The 14,825-nt window shown below is 41.1% G+C and carries 10 protein-coding genes; 2 read left to right on the forward strand and 8 right to left on the reverse strand.

The window, feature by feature from the left end; translation table 11 throughout:
* Positions 1-2: 2 nt before the first annotated feature.
* The 8 genes from ftsL to recJ form a co-directional block, all read right to left on the reverse strand.
* Complete coding sequence (gene ftsL, locus ACESNQ_RS03415; RefSeq protein ID WP_373075022.1) at positions 3-320, reverse strand: cell division protein FtsL; 318 nt, start codon at positions 318-320, stop codon at positions 3-5.
* A 9-nt stretch (positions 321-329) separates the two neighbouring features.
* Positions 330-1,280 carry a 16S rRNA (cytosine(1402)-N(4))-methyltransferase RsmH gene (gene rsmH, locus ACESNQ_RS03420; RefSeq protein ID WP_373075024.1) on the reverse strand — a complete coding sequence of 317 codons (951 nt, stop codon included), beginning with the start codon at positions 1,278-1,280 and terminating at the stop codon, positions 330-332.
* A 68-nt stretch (positions 1,281-1,348) separates the two neighbouring features.
* Positions 1,349-3,175 carry an excinuclease ABC subunit UvrC gene (gene uvrC / locus ACESNQ_RS03425; RefSeq protein ID WP_373075026.1) on the reverse strand — a complete coding sequence of 609 codons (1,827 nt, stop codon included), beginning with the start codon at positions 3,173-3,175 and terminating at the stop codon, positions 1,349-1,351.
* 69 nt (positions 3,176-3,244) lie between these two features.
* On the reverse strand, positions 3,245-3,946 hold the full coding sequence (locus ACESNQ_RS03430; RefSeq protein WP_373075028.1) for a M57 family metalloprotease: 702 nt from the start codon (positions 3,944-3,946) through the stop codon (positions 3,245-3,247).
* A 107-nt stretch (positions 3,947-4,053) separates the two neighbouring features.
* Positions 4,054-4,833: an alpha/beta hydrolase gene (locus ACESNQ_RS03435; protein WP_373075030.1), complete on the reverse strand. Its 780-nt coding sequence runs from the start codon at positions 4,831-4,833 to the stop codon at positions 4,054-4,056.
* 69 nt (positions 4,834-4,902) lie between these two features.
* Positions 4,903-6,564, reverse strand: coding sequence for a ribonuclease J (locus ACESNQ_RS03440; protein WP_373075032.1), 1,662 nt, complete (start codon positions 6,562-6,564; stop codon positions 4,903-4,905).
* A gap of 323 nt (positions 6,565-6,887) precedes the next feature.
* Positions 6,888-7,544 (reverse strand): COG3942 and LysM peptidoglycan-binding domain-containing protein, encoded by a 657-nt coding sequence (locus ACESNQ_RS03445; protein WP_373075034.1) that lies wholly within the window; start codon positions 7,542-7,544, stop codon positions 6,888-6,890.
* A 207-nt stretch (positions 7,545-7,751) separates the two neighbouring features.
* A complete protein-coding gene (gene recJ, locus ACESNQ_RS03450) occupies positions 7,752-9,971 on the reverse strand; it encodes a single-stranded-DNA-specific exonuclease RecJ (protein ID WP_373075036.1) in 2,220 nt (739 codons plus the stop codon).
* Positions 9,972-10,191: 220 nt separating this feature from the next.
* On the opposite strand from recJ, the gene ACESNQ_RS03455 reads away from it, so the two are divergent.
* Together ACESNQ_RS03455 and ACESNQ_RS03460 are read left to right on the forward strand one after the other, a co-directional pair.
* Positions 10,192-10,794 (forward strand): class I SAM-dependent methyltransferase, encoded by a 603-nt coding sequence (locus tag ACESNQ_RS03455; RefSeq protein ID WP_373075038.1) that lies wholly within the window; start codon positions 10,192-10,194, stop codon positions 10,792-10,794.
* Between the two features lie 190 nt (positions 10,795-10,984).
* Positions 10,985-14,698: a pullulanase gene (locus ACESNQ_RS03460; protein ID WP_373075040.1), complete on the forward strand. Its 3,714-nt coding sequence runs from the start codon at positions 10,985-10,987 to the stop codon at positions 14,696-14,698.
* Positions 14,699-14,825: the final 127 nt, after the last annotated feature.

Raw genomic sequence — 14,825 nt, forward strand, 5'->3', positions numbered from 1 at the left:
TACTACTCCGCCGATCGGATATTTTCATTATTTAATTGCAAGTCTTGAGAATTTGCAATCCCGGTCAAACGTTCTGATCGGATCAATTCATTAACTTCTTGTTTAGCATCATCCAACTCTGTCTTTTTTTCCTCAATTTGTGAATTGACTGTTGTCAAATCACTCTGAACCTGCAAAAGTTGAGTCTGCATATAGACTACACTAATTGCTAAGACGAGAGCCGTGATGGCAATTGAAAGGTAAAAGGCCTTTTCAACACGTGAAAATTTTTTTATACGAGCTTGTAGTAATTGGCTCGTTGTTCCTCTGTTTTCTGCCATTATTTCCTCTTACTTGTGAATTTTTCTTGCCACTCGAAGCTTGGCTGAGTGGGAACGATTATTGGCTTCCAATTCTTCCTTGCTTGGTAAAATCGGCTTCCGAGATACCAATTCCATTTTGGGCTTGAGATCGTCTGGGATGAAAGGTAGTCCTTTAGGAACTTCAACTGTAGAAGCTTCCTTAAATAACTGCTTAGTCAAGCGATCTTCCAGCGAATGAAATGTGATGACTGATATTCTTCCGTTGAGAGCTAGAAGTTCAATCGCCTGCTGGATTGATTCATCCGCAGCCCCCAGTTCATCATTGACCTCTATACGGATAGCTTGGAAAATTTGTTTGGCTGGGTGACCTTTTTTCTTGAGTTCCTTTGCTGGTTTGGCAGATTTGATAATTTCAGCTAATTCCGTCGTGGTCTCAATCGGTTTCTGTTCACGCGCCTGTTCAATTTTTCGAGCAATCTGTTTGGAAAACTTGTCTTCTCCATATTTGAAAAAGATTCTTACCAAATCATGGTAGTCGTAGTGATTAACGACTTCATAAGCGGTCAAACTAGCTTCCTGATTCATGCGCATATCCAGTGGTGCATCCTTCTTATAGGAAAAACCACGTTCACGCTGATCCAACTGCGGGCTTGACACACCTAAATCATAACAAATTCCATCAATTTCAGTCACACCTAAGCCATTTAAGCGATCCTTCAAATGACAGAAATTATCCTTGATGAAGGTGACCATCCCCTTTTCAATGTAAGGAGCCAAACGTTTTTGCGCATTATCAATGGCATTCTGATCTTGGTCAAAGGCATAGAGATGCCCTTTCTCACTTAGCTTACTTAATAAATACTCGCTGTGTCCTGCTCCTCCCAAGGTCGCATCAACGTAAATACCATCAGGTTTTACATCTAGCATATCAATGGTCTCATGGAGCATGACCGTTACATGATGAAATTCTTTTGTCATATCTTATCTATTTTACCACAAATCCGACTAGCTTGCACCCACTAAAGCCAAAACATTCCACTGCTACTTTATTCCTTGTATTCAAGAGGTTTCTCAGCTACTTGAGCTAGCGCTGAGTCTACTTCTGGATTTAACTGTCTATGAACTGCCTCTGCAACAGCTCTTGGTATCCCAACTTCCACAATTTCATCCACACTGGCTTCTTTGATTTTTGCCAGAGATTTGAAATATTTCATCAAATTCTGCTTGCGTTTAGGACCTAAGCCTTCAATCCCATCCAATTGAGAGGAGAAGGAATTTTTAGAACGGAGTTGACGGTGGAAGGTAATAGCAAAACGGTGAACTTCATCCTGAATGCGTTGCAAGAGGAAAAATTCTTGAGAATTGCGAGACAACTCTACCACCTCAAGTGGGTCTCCAAAGAGCAATTCATGAGTTTGGTGCTTGTCGTTCTTTTGCAGACCTGCGATCGGAATATCTAACCCTAACTCTTCTTGAATGACCTGTTTAGCGATATTGACCTGTCCCTGACCACCATCGATGACGATTAGATCTGGCGGTGTCAAACCGTCACGCTGGACCCGTCCATAACGTCTACGAATAACCTCTCGCATACTTGCATAGTCATCTGGTCCGACCACAGTCTTGATTTTATACTTGCGGTAATCCTTCTTGCTCGGTTTTCCGTTAACAAAAACAACCATGGCAGAGACTGGACTAGTCCCCATAATATTAGAGTTGTCAAAAGACTCGATACGGACTGGGGTTGGAATTTGTAGAAGTCGCCCAAGATTTTCAATAGCTCCTTGAGTCTTTTCAACTGATTTCTCTAATAGATTAAACTTCTGCTCTAAACTAACACGAGCGTTTTTGATAGCCAGATTAACCAGTTGCTTCTTCTCCCCTCGTTGGGGCTTGAGAACCTTTGTATCCACCAAAGCCTTGATAGCTTCTTCGTCAATATCTTGAGAGATCAGGATCTCATTGGGTATCAGGTGAGATTTCTCCTGGTAAAACTGCCCTACATAGGTCAGGAAATCCTCGTCTGGATCATTGTAGTAAGGGAAGAGATTGACGTCACGTTCAATCAGTTTACCTTGACGGACAAAGAAAACTTGAACACACATCCAACCCTTATCCACGTAGTAACCAAAGACATCCCGGTTTTGGAGGTCTTTAGCCATGACTCGTTGCTTAGTCCGCAGAGTGCCGATGGCCTGGATTAGATCACGATATTCCGCCGCACGCTCAAACTCCATACTTTGAGCCGCCAAAGCCATTTTATTCTTGAGGTCATCAATGATTTTATCGTCTTGTCCCTTGAGAAAATCAGAGACTTCTTGGGACATAGCTTTAAAATAGGCTTCATCCTTTCGACAAACCGTATGAGCCATACACTGGCCGATATGGTAATAAAAACAAACTTTGGAAGGAGGATTGGTACACTTGCGAAAAGGGAAAATCCGATCCAATAGCCGTTTGATTTCATTGGCTGCCCCCACATCCGGATAGGGACCAAAGTATAATCCCCCATCCTTCTTGACCTGACGAGTGATAATTAGTCGAGGATAACGCTCATTGGTGATTTTGATAAAGGGATAGGACTTGTCGTCCTTGAGCATAATATTGTACTTAGGCTTGTTTTCCTTGATGAGATTAATCTCTAAAAGAAGGGCCTCAATATTAGACTCCGTGACAATGAACTCAAAATCCACAATCTCAGACACCAGGGCTTCTGTCTTGGTATCATGGCTCCCACGGAAGTAGGACCGCACCCGATTGCGCAGATTTTTAGCCTTTCCTACATAAATGATAGTGCCGTTTTTATCTTTGTGAATGTAACAACCAGGGCTAGTCGGCAAGAGCTCCAGTTTTGATTTGATCAAGTTATTCATAGTTCCATTATAGCAAAAAGCCCCCTGTATTGCTTAAATCAGAGAGCTCCTGTTTCCTTAGAAAATTAATTATTCTCCAGACTCATATAGTTCCTGAACTTCTTTTACATCTTGAGCTTGGATTCCATAATAAGAGCCTGCTGGTTGCATAACCGAAACTTGATTGGTGTGTTCCAAACCAATCGCATGACCGAGTTCATGCTCTGCTGTATGTATGATGCGATCATAGGTATAGCCATAGTTTGGATTGGATAGATAATAATGATTCAAGCGAACGGTTACAGAAGTGAATTGTTTGGTTAGGAGATTTGTCTGACTCTCCGCCTCACCTGCTACAGCTGTCGAACCATCATTCATTTCGGTAGCGAAAATATTGGCCTGATCCGCTTCTGTTACAAGCTCAAAGTTAAAAGCCCCTGTCTGGTTCCAGTTAGCAATAGCTTCAAGGTAGGCCTTTTGGAAAGTGGCATCCATTTGAGGATCAATATAGATAGTTGCTTGCGCCTTTGACCATTTTGCTCCTGAATCTTGATGATGATCTGTCTGAGACAAACCTTGCAACTTGCCAGTTTCTTGCCATTGATCCCAACCTGCTTGGCCGACTCGAACCACTTTGCTAACTTGATTTAAAGTAGCAGGTAAATCCCCTGACACATACCAGAGAACACCAAAAACGATGAGAATCAAGAGGATAAAAGTCCATAAAAGACGCCAAAACAGGCGCAAAATTCCTAGTAAAAATCGATATAAAACGCGAATAATCCAGCCCATGATTTCCCACCTTTCTAAAAAAAATAAGAACCCATCTTTAAGTTATGGACTCCCATTCTAAAGATAGATTCTTTATTTTACTGAAACAAACTAAAAGAAAGCTAAAATTAAGACAAGCGTTCTTCCAAAACAAAATCGATTGGCAAGGTAGTTAAAAAACGTTCCAATTGCTTTTCCCAATAATACCACTCATGGGTTCCTGCACTATGGCTATAGGTCACATCGAAACCAAGTTTCTTAAGATTTTTAACTGCTAGATTATTGGCAGAGTATAGATAATCTTGTTCTCCACACCATACCCAAAGCTTGGTTTTCTTATCAGACTTTTTGGCGAGTGTTTCAAGCGAGTAAGGGCTATTCACCCAATCATTAACTTTACCAAAAACACCTCTCCAGTAGGCACGCGTCCCTAAATCTTGACTCTCAGGAGAAAACTCCTCGAAACTAAGTGCCCCAGAAAAGCTAGCGGCATGCGAGAAACGGTCAGTTGACAGTGCCAATTTGAAGGAACCGTAGCCTCCCATTGATAACCCAGCAATGAAGGTTTTTTCTCGCTTACTTGTCATATTAGGGAAGAAGCGTTTGAGCACCTTAGGCAATTCTTCTGCTAGAGCTGTATAGTAGTTATAGCCATACTGAGTATCTGTATACCAGCCATTACTTGTATTTGGCAGGACAACAATCAGATTGGTTCCTCGTACCAAGCGCTCTACGTTGGTCCGTTTAAGCCAACTGTTATGATTTCCTGACATCCCATGAAGGAGATAGAGAACAGGGATATCTGTAGAGTCTGGTTCTGTCACCCGAGATGCATCAGGGTAGAGAACATTTACTCCCCACTCCATATCTAAAACTTCTGAGTAATACTCAATCTTCATTACTGCCATAACTTGCTCCTTATTCGTTTGAGATAAGAAAAAGCCGAAAATCGACTTTCTCTCCTTGCTATTTAATCCTTATTTTGCTTCCATAACTACCGGGAGGATGGCTGGACGACGCTTGGTTTGGTCAAAAAGGAATTTGGCCAAATTATCACGGACCTTCCCTTTAAGATCTGCCCAGTCAAAATCCTCACCTTGGAGATAATCTTCAACAGTTTGGTTCACTAACTCTGTACTTTCGCGCAGAATATCACGACTCTTCTTGAGATAGACAAATCCACGCGTATGTACTCGCGCTTTAGCGATGATTTTCTTCTCACGACGGTTAACAGTGATAGCTACAATAAAGATACCATCTTCTGACAAGACCTTGCGGTCACGAAGAACAACGTTCCCAACATCCCCAATGGCATTACCATCAATCAAGACATCACCTGCAGCAACTGCACCAGACGGAACAAAATCCCCATGTTCGTAAGACATGGTTGTACCCTTTTTCGGGATAAAAATGCGTTCTGGTAGCATACCAACTGCCATAGCAGCCTTGGCATGAGCATCCAACTCACGGTATTCTCCCTGGATTGGGAAGAGATACTGAGGTTGCAAGAGATTGATCATCAATTGAAGATCACGCGCATTCCCATGCCCTGATACACGCAAACTTTGAGTAATCGGTTTAACGACACCACCTGCTTGGTAGACCATGTTTTCTACACGTGCCATCACAGCTTCTTTAGCGATTGATGGCGTTGTAACAATATAAACCAAGTCTCCATCCTTGATTTCAACATAGCGGTGACGACCGATTGACATTTTACGGAGTCCATTAATCGGTTCACCCATACGACCGGTTTCAAGGATAATTAACTCGTGGTCTTCAAAACGAGACATATCTTTAGGTTTAATCAAGAGACTTTCGTTAGCCAGTGACAATTTTTTCAAGCGAATGGCTGTACGAACGATATTTTCAATATCAAATCCAGTCAAAACAACGCGACGACCTGTATCTGCGGCAGCGTCAAAGACCTGCTGAATACGAGAAAGGTTACTTGCAACAGCAGCTACAATGATACGGCCATCCCAGTCAGAAATGGTTTGCGTAATTTCATCACCAACTTCACTCTCGCTGGCTACTTGAATATTACTGTCTGCATTTGCTGAGTCGCTTAGAAGGGCTAAAACTCCTTCGCGACCGATTTCTGCTAAACGACCAAAGTCAGTCGCATATGATTCGCTAGCCGTTTGGTCAAATTTGAAGTCCCCTGTATAAACGATACTTCCTTCAGATGTTTTCAAAACGACACCCAGACTCTCTGGGATAGAGTGAGTTGTGCGGAAGAAGGAAACCTCCGTACCGCCAAAGTCGATTTCTGTATTTTCATCAATAACATGGAAATCATCGAATTTTTTAGCACTATCATTTCCTTTAACAAAAAGCTTAGCAAGCTCAATTGTCAACTCTGAACCAAAAACAGGAACTTTCACTTCTGACAAAAGATAAGGAAGAGCTCCAATCGCATCTGCATGCCCGTGCGTTAAAAAGACGCCTGCAATACGGTCGCTATTTTCAAAAAGATATTCCATATTTGGAATAACGACATCGACACCCAACTGCTCATTTTCAGGATATTTTAAACCTGCATCTAAAACAAAGATTGAATCGTTAATTTCTGCGATGTACATGTTTTTCCCGTTTTCACGAACACCGCCTAAAGTTGTTAATTTAATATTGGTCATTTTCCCTCCGAAGTATTACTATAACGTGTTTGTAGAGTCTTCACAACTCTCTTTTTGTAAAAGTCCAATTTACTTTTATCCGAATCTTTTCCTCTCATTATACCATTTTTTTACTAATTTTCAAAAAGAAGATAGGATTTCAACTAGAGAACATTCACCACTGATAGCCGAATCACTTTGCTTTGTTTTCTCTTTTCAAAATCACCAACCCGATAGACCTTAGAGCTTTATCTAAAGAACAGCTACTCGGAAAAAAGATAGACATAAGGAACTTGCTCACAAATAAAAAAAGATTTAGAAACTCTAAATCTTTTTAATCATCTTTAGTTTGGATAAATGTAAGTAACTTTACCTAAAAATTCATGTGGATTAAAGAAACCACGATAGTTAGCAATTTGTTTTTGACGTCTGTAGTTTGCTTCCAATACCTGGATAGAATTTTCACTTTGTACATCTGTCACATAAGCAACGTGTCCATATTCTCCACCATCCCAAACGGCGATTGCACCTACTACTGGAACATCTCCTACACGATAACCTTGAGCGCTAGCATAAATCGCCCAAGTATTAGCATTTCCCCACCAGTTGCTAGCCCAAGGAGCCAACTCTTTCACGCCCCATGTACACTGACCAACAGGATAAGAGTTTCCGTAGTTTGTCGGAGTATTCACGACTACATCATCATCTGAAGCAGGATTCAAAGTACTAGTTGCCTCAGAAGCCGGAGCACCGTATGAATAAGTAGCTTGAGCTGGACCGCTTACTTCTAGCACATCCCCTGGGTGGATCATATCAAAAATGCTTTTTCCGTTATTTGCTGCCAACTCATAAGGATCCATGCCATTTGCAGTAGCAATACCAAAAAACGAATCCCCGTCTTGAACTACGTAAGAAGATGCACTAACAGTTTGAGCACCTACTGACGCTAAAATAGCAGTAGAAGTCAAACCAAGAGTCAGTTTAGCAACTGTTTTTTTCATAACAATTTTCTCCTAAAATTTTATTGATTATTTTTAATTTTTATGTTGATAAGAGAATCATACCTGATTTACATGTCAGTTGTTTTAGAGTTATGTTGTAGTCATGTTACAAATATGTATACTTTTACTACATGACGTTCTAAAGAACAAATAATTTAAAAATTATAAGATACAACAAAAAACTGAGATAGATATCTCAGCTTCTTTCTATTTCGCCATTAAAAAGTCATAAATTTCTTGCACCGTACCTAGCGCCATCATCTCTTGGTCTTTAACAGTTTGTTTGAGATTTTGATAAATCTGACTTTCAGCGATGTCCCGCTTGGCCGCTTCTTTATTTACTCTCATCACACCATTCTCAATTGTGACAAAACCAAGTTCTTCAAAAATCTGAATCATCTTAACCAGTAAGATTTGCTCAATTTTAAGATAGGTTGATAAGTCTTTTAGTTTATAACGAATATCAAATTCTGGGAACTGGTAGATGGTCTTATAAAGCTTAGCGAATTGCTCTCTTGTACCATAACCAGTCAAATAGTAGGGCTTATCAATATCATTTTTAAAGTAAATAGCTGAGAAATCATGTTGCTGGAAGATGTCTTTAAGAATAGTGATGTCTTCTGGAAGATTTTTGACCGCAACCGCTGGACTTTTAGAGATATCAGGCAATTCTCTTGAAAAATCAAGTACGGGTACTCCATCTGGCAGAGCAGCACTCTTACTACGAATATTAAAGAGTTGAACACCGTCTACACGAGCATCTACCATCATCAACTGGAGGGTTGTTTGTCCATTCCATTGATTAACAGAAAGGGTAACTGCCAATTCCAACTGCTTGGCCTGAGAAAATTCTGTAGCCTTTGCTCCTAGTCCAAAAGCTACTACTTCAAAGCTTGCGGTCCCTTTAGATATTTTTAACTTGAGATGACTATCTCCAGCCCCCATAGAACGAGCATTTTCAACTTGAAAATCTCGAATATAAAAGACAGGTTTTTGATTGTCCATCCCAAAAGGAGCTAAGCGTTCGAAACTCTTAACCGTTTCTAAACTCAGATTTTCCAAATCTAGTTCTTCGTCTAGATATAATTTACTCTTACCCTTGGCATCTATCCCTTTGTCTTTCACATAGGTTTCTAAAATATCTGACATGGCCTCTAACTGTTCAACTTCGAGCGTCATGCCTGCAGCACCTGCATGGCCACCAAAAGCGATAAATAGAGCACGATGCGGATCCAAGGCTTCAAAAATATCGACAGCTTCAATACTCCGCGCACTTCCCTTAGCACGACCGTCTTCAATATTCAGAACAATAACTGTCTGCCCTAATTCTTCCAACAAGCGACCAGCTACAATCCCAAGCACTCCTGGATTCCAGCCCTCCTTGGCCAAAACTTGAACACTTTTGTTAGGGTCTACCAAGCTTTTAGCTTCTTCATAGATAGCCTGAACGATTTCCTTGCGCTCTTCATTTTTTTCTTGAATCATGAGGGCGATCTCATGCACCTCTTCATCATCAAATCCAGTCAGTAAGTCAATAGCTGGATTGGGATCATCTAAGCGCCCTAGGGCATTCAAACGTGGCGCCAACTGAAAACCAACTGTTTCTTCTGTAATATCACTACTAGCAATCCCTGCAATTTCAAAGAGTTCTTGGAGACCAATTCGTTGAGTATTGCGCAAAACTTCTAGACCATACTGAACCATGATACGATTTTCATCTGTCAAGCTGACCATATCCGCAATGGTTCCAATAGCAACCAAGTCAAGCAACTCAACCTGCACTTCCTCCAAGAGGGCACAAGCTAGTTTAAAAGCAACTCCACAACCAGCTAAATGTTTAAAAGGATAATCTGCTTCTGGATGTTCAGGATGGACGATTGCATATGCATCTGGTAAAACTTCTGGCATGGAGTGGTGGTCTGTCACAATGATGTCTACTCCCATAGACTGAGCTAAATCAATGGCTTCGTGTCCAGCAACCCCGTTGTCCACCGTCACAATCAGAGACACACCTTGTTGCTCGATGAAATATTTGTAAACACTGGCATTTGGACCGTAACCATCTGTAAAGCGATTCGGGAGATAGACCAGACACTCTGCACCTAATTGTTCCAAACTCTCCTTGATAATCGAAGCCGAAGTCATCCCATCCGCATCATAGTCTCCATAGACCAGAATCAATTCCCCTTGCTCGATAGCCTGGCGAATACGCTCAACTGCCTTATCCATATCATGTAAGAGATAAGGATCATGTAAATCTTCCAAAGAAGGTTCTAAAAATTTCTTCAGGCTGCTTTCATCCCTGATCCCTCGTTGATACAACAAACAAGCGACTTCAGAGCTCAAGCCTGCACTCTTGGCTATCTTTGTAAAATCCGCGTCCTCAACCTGCGGAGAAAATTGCCAATTATAAGTAGGAATTATCACACATTCATCCACTCTTTCTTACGATTCTATTCATTTATTATAACACGATTTTTACTTTTTCTCTTCTTTATATTCTCAGCTTAATAAAGCTAAACCTCAAAACCTTCTGTCCCCATCAATTTAAAAAAAAGAACCAAAGAGCAGTCAAAACCCTAAACTTTTTTTGAACAAGAGATATCTATAATCTCAAAATGTTTTCTCTTTATGCTAAACTATTAACATGGAACATCATTTTAATCATCGTGCCGAATCGTTTGATTCTCCCAAAAATCAATTTCTTGCCGAACTTATCAGAAAAAATATTGAAAAACAAATGCACGATTTATCAAGTAAATCAATTCTAGACTTTGGAGGAGGAACTGGCCTAATCTCTCTACCTCTAGCCAAAAAAGTAAATTCAGTGACCTTGGTTGATATTTCAGATAAAATGCTGGAGCAAGCTCGTATCAAGATTAAAAACCAAAAACTTGAAAATATAGACTTGATTCATCAAGACTTATTGCATAAGCCATTAGAACAAACATTCGATCTCATTATCGTCAGTCGTGTTCTTCATCATATGCCTAATCTTGATGACAGTCTCGCCATGTTTAAGGAACATTTGACTCATGGTGGACAATTATTTATCGCCGATTATACCAAGCCAGATAAAGAAAAACATGGTTTTATCATTTCTGAACTTGAAGAGAATATAAAAAATCATGGTTTCTCAGACATCCAGATACAAATACTTTATAGTTCAGAAAATCTTTTCCTTAATAAACCTTCACAATTATTTCTCGCATCAGCGAAAAATAGTCTCTCTTCTAAGGGTAGCAACTGAAAAAATTCTCACTCCATTCTTCCATAAGCCGAGAAACTTTCCCATTGCCTTCTTTTCAAGTATTTCTATAAAAAAACTCTCCTTAAAAATCAAGGAGAGTTTTTTATTAGCATAGTTTTTAGGAAAACGCTTGCACATTTTTTTACCCCATGTTATACTGATTTAAAAATAAATTTATAGGAGACTATTGATGAAAAACATATTTCCTCAGCACGAGAAAAAAATGATTTACGGTATCCGTTCCTTGAAGAACGGAACTGGTTCTGTCCTCATTGGTGCCAGCATTGTCATGCTTTCTGCTACAATGCCAACTATTTCGGCCAATGAAAACCTTCCGCAAACTCAGGAAAATACCAGCGCTGTGACCAAGGCCCCTACTGAGACTGAGACTGAAACGAGTCAAACTCAAAAGGAAACGCCTATTTCTGAACAAAAGAATGCAAACGATTCCCTTGATTCTAAAAAGGAAGCTCCAGCTGCGGAAACTACTACAGCACTAGAAACACCTAAAACAGAAGATGCTAGCACAAGCCAGGCTAACAGCAAGGAAGAGAAAGTAGATGCCAGCACTTCAACGCCAACTTCAGATCAAAAACCACAAGCTGACACATCTTCTGAAGAACCCATCGCAGACAACCACTTCCGTATCCATGTAAAAAAACTCCCAGAAGAAACTAAAGATTCTCAAGGTCTTTGGACTTGGGACGATGTTGAAAAGCCGTCTGAAAACTGGCCCAATGGAGCCAAATCCTTTAAGGATGCCAAGAAAGATGACTACGGCTATTATCTAGATGTCAAACTCAAAAATGATCAAGCCAAGAAGGTCAGCTTCCTCATCAATAATAGTAAAGGGGATAACCTTACTGGAGACCGTTCAGTAGAACTCCTCTCACCAAAGATGAATGAAGCTTGGCTAGATGAAAGTTATAAAGTCTACAACTATCGCCCTCAACCAGCAGGAACTGTCCGTGTCAACTACTACCGCACCGATGGCAACTATGACAAAAAATCTCTTTGGTATTGGGGCGATGTCAAAAAACCAAGCAGTGGAGAATGGCCTGACGGTACTGACTTTACCGCAACTGGAAAATATGGCCGTTACATTGATATCCCACTCAATGAAGCTGCGAGAGAATTTGGATTTTTATTACTAGACGAAAGCAAGAAAGGCGATGATGTGAAAATCAGAAAAGAAGACTATAAATTCACTGATCTAAAAAATCACAGTCAGATTTTCCTCAAAGATGATGACGAAACCATCTACACCAACCCCTACTATGTACACGATATCCGCATGACTGGTGCCCAACACGTGGCTAAATCTCGTATCGAAAGCAGTTTTTCTACCCTCGTTGGAGCTAAGAAAGACGATATCCTCAAACACTCCAGCATCACTGATTACCAAGGGAATAAAGTAACTATCACAGACGTGGAAGTGGATGAGGCAGGTAAAAAAGTGACCTACATCGGCGACTTCTCTGACACCCAACACCCGTACACTGTCAGCTACAATTCAGACCGCTTTACCACACGTTCAAGCTGGCGCCTCAAGGATGAGTCCTACAGTTACGATGGGCCACTCGGCGCAACTCTAAAAGAAGATGGCAAGCGTGTTGACCTCACCCTCTGGTCTCCAAGTGCTGATAAGGTTTCCGTTGTTGTCTATGACAAGAAAGACCCTGAAAAAGTAGTTGGAACTGTCGCCCTTGAAAAAGGAGAAAAAGGAACCTGGAAACAAACTCTGGATGCAAACTCTGGTCTCGGTATCAGCAACTACACTGGCTATTACTACCACTACCAGATCGAGCGCCAAGGTAAAACTGTCCTCGTTCTTGACCCTTATGCCAAATCATTAGCGGCTTGGAACAGTGACCTAGCAAAAACAGATGCCACTCATAAGGTCGCTAAAGCTGCCTTTGTCGATCCAGCGAAGTTAGGTCCGCAAGACTTGACCTATGGTAAAATTCGCAACTTCAAATCACGTGAAGATGCTGTCATATACGAGGCGCATGTTCGCGACTTCACTTCAGATCCTGCCATCGCAAAAGACTTGACAAAACCATTTGGTACCTTTGAAGCCTTTATCGAAAAGCTTGATTACCTCAAGGATTTAGGTGTTACCCACATCCAACTCCTTCCTGTCTTGTCTTACTACTATGTCAATGAATTGAAGAATCAAGAACGACTGTCTGCCTATGCTTCAAGCAATAGCAACTACAACTGGGGTTATGACCCTCAAAACTACTTCTCCTTGACTGGTATGTACTCAAGCAATCCGAAGGACCCAGAAAAACGTATCGCAGAATTCAAAAACCTCATCAACGAAATCCACAAACGTGGCATGGGTGCCATCTTGGATGTGGTCTACAACCATACTGCAAATGTTGACATTTTTGAGGATATTGAGCCAAACTACTATCACTTCATGGATGCTGATGGTTCTCCACGTACTAGCTTTGGTGGTGGTCGTCTAGGAACAACCCACTACATGTCTAAACGTGTCTTGGTAGACTCAATTAAGTATCTGGTTGATACCTACAAAGTGGATGGTTTCCGTTTCGATATGATGGGAGACCACGATGCAGCTTCTATCGAAGAAGCTTATAAGGCTGCACGCGCCCTCAATCCAAACCTCATCATGTTAGGTGAAGGTTGGAGAACCTATGCTGGTGACGAGAACATGCCTACCAAACCTGCTGATCAGGATTGGATGAAACACACAGATACTGTTGCTGTATTTTCAGATGATATCCGTAACAACCTTAAGTCAGGTTATCCAAATGAAGGTCAACCTGCCTTTATCACAGGTGGTAAACGTGATATCAATACCATCTTTAAAAATCTCATTGCTCAACCAACCAACTTTGAGGCGGACAACCCAGGAGATGTTATTCAGTATATCGCAGCCCACGATAACTTGACACTCTTTGACATCATTGCTCAGTCTATCAAAAAAGACCCAAGCAAGGCTGAAAACTACGCTGAAATACATCGTCGTTTGCGTCTTGGAAACCTCATGGTCTTGACAGCTCAAGGAACTCCGTTTATCCACTCTGGTCAGGAGTATGGACGTACCAAACAATTCTTGGACCCAGCCTACAAGAATCCTGTTTCAGAGGATAAGGTTCCAAACAAATCTCACTTGTTGCGTGATAAAGACGGTAATCCATTTGTCTATCCGTACTTCATCCATGACTCTTATGACTCTAGCGATGCTGTCAACAAGTTTGATTGGACTAAGGCAACAGATAAAAAAGTATATCCTGAGAATGTCAAGAGTCGCGACTACATGAAAGGACTGATTGCACTTCGCCAATCTACAGATGCCTTCCGACTCAAGAGTCTACAAGATATCAAAGAGCGCGTCCGACTCATTACTGTCCCAGGCCAAAATGGTGTTGAAAAAGAAGACGTGGCCATCGGCTACCAAATCACCGCTCCAAATGGAGATATCTACGCTGTCTTTGTCAATGCGGATGATAAGGCCCGCGAATTTAATTTGGGAACTGCCTTTGCTCACTTGAGAAAGGCCGAAGTTCTCGCAGATGAAAACCAAGCAGGACCAGTAGGAATCGCTAAACCAAAAGGTCTTGAATGGACTGATAAAGGATTGAGACTGAACGCTCTCACTGCTGTTGTTCTCCGCTTGTCACAAGGCGGTGCCATTGTCGCTCCAACTGTAGAAGAAAAACCAGAATTTGATATTTCTAGCTTGGAAGCTGACCAAAGTCAATCCCAAAACCTAGCTACAAATCCTGAAACTCAGGAAACTGTTGCAGAGACTCTTTCTCAAAAAGTCCTTCCAAACACAGGAACTGAAAACAAATCACCGCTTGCTCTAGCTGGATTCAGCATCCTTACCCTTCTTGGACTGGGAAGTTTCCTAAAGAAAAAAGAGAAATAATAGGGCTATAGGCTTCAATAATCCAGCACTTTATAAATAATCAACAAAAAAGCAAGAACTAAAAAATTCTTGCTTTTTTAAATTAGAGAGTCAAAATTGAGACTTTTATTACCAGAGGATTCCCTTA

The organism is Streptococcus infantis, from assembly GCF_964243025.1.
GTDB classification, from domain to species: Bacteria; Bacillota; Bacilli; order Lactobacillales; family Streptococcaceae; genus Streptococcus; species Streptococcus infantis_N.

Excerpts from the sequence above, each read along its gene's own strand:
- ACESNQ_RS03440 (WP_373075032.1), bottom strand. The coding sequence starts at position 6,564 with ATGACCAATATTAAATTAACAACTTTAGGCGGTGTTCGTGAAAACGGG.
- ACESNQ_RS03435 (WP_373075030.1), bottom strand. The coding sequence starts at position 4,833 with ATGGCAGTAATGAAGATTGAGTATTACTCAGAAGTTTTAGATATGGAG.
- ACESNQ_RS03445 (WP_373075034.1), bottom strand. The coding sequence starts at position 7,544 with ATGAAAAAAACAGTTGCTAAACTGACTCTTGGTTTGACTTCTACTGCT.
- rsmH (WP_373075024.1), bottom strand. The coding sequence starts at position 1,280 with ATGACAAAAGAATTTCATCATGTAACGGTCATGCTCCATGAGACCATT.
- ACESNQ_RS03460 (WP_373075040.1), top strand. The coding sequence starts at position 10,985 with ATGAAAAACATATTTCCTCAGCACGAGAAAAAAATGATTTACGGTATC.
- uvrC (WP_373075026.1), bottom strand. The coding sequence starts at position 3,175 with ATGAATAACTTGATCAAATCAAAACTGGAGCTCTTGCCGACTAGCCCT.
- ACESNQ_RS03455 (WP_373075038.1), top strand. The coding sequence starts at position 10,192 with ATGGAACATCATTTTAATCATCGTGCCGAATCGTTTGATTCTCCCAAA.
- ACESNQ_RS03430 (WP_373075028.1), bottom strand. The coding sequence starts at position 3,946 with ATGGGCTGGATTATTCGCGTTTTATATCGATTTTTACTAGGAATTTTG.
- ftsL (WP_373075022.1), bottom strand. The coding sequence starts at position 320 with ATGGCAGAAAACAGAGGAACAACGAGCCAATTACTACAAGCTCGTATA.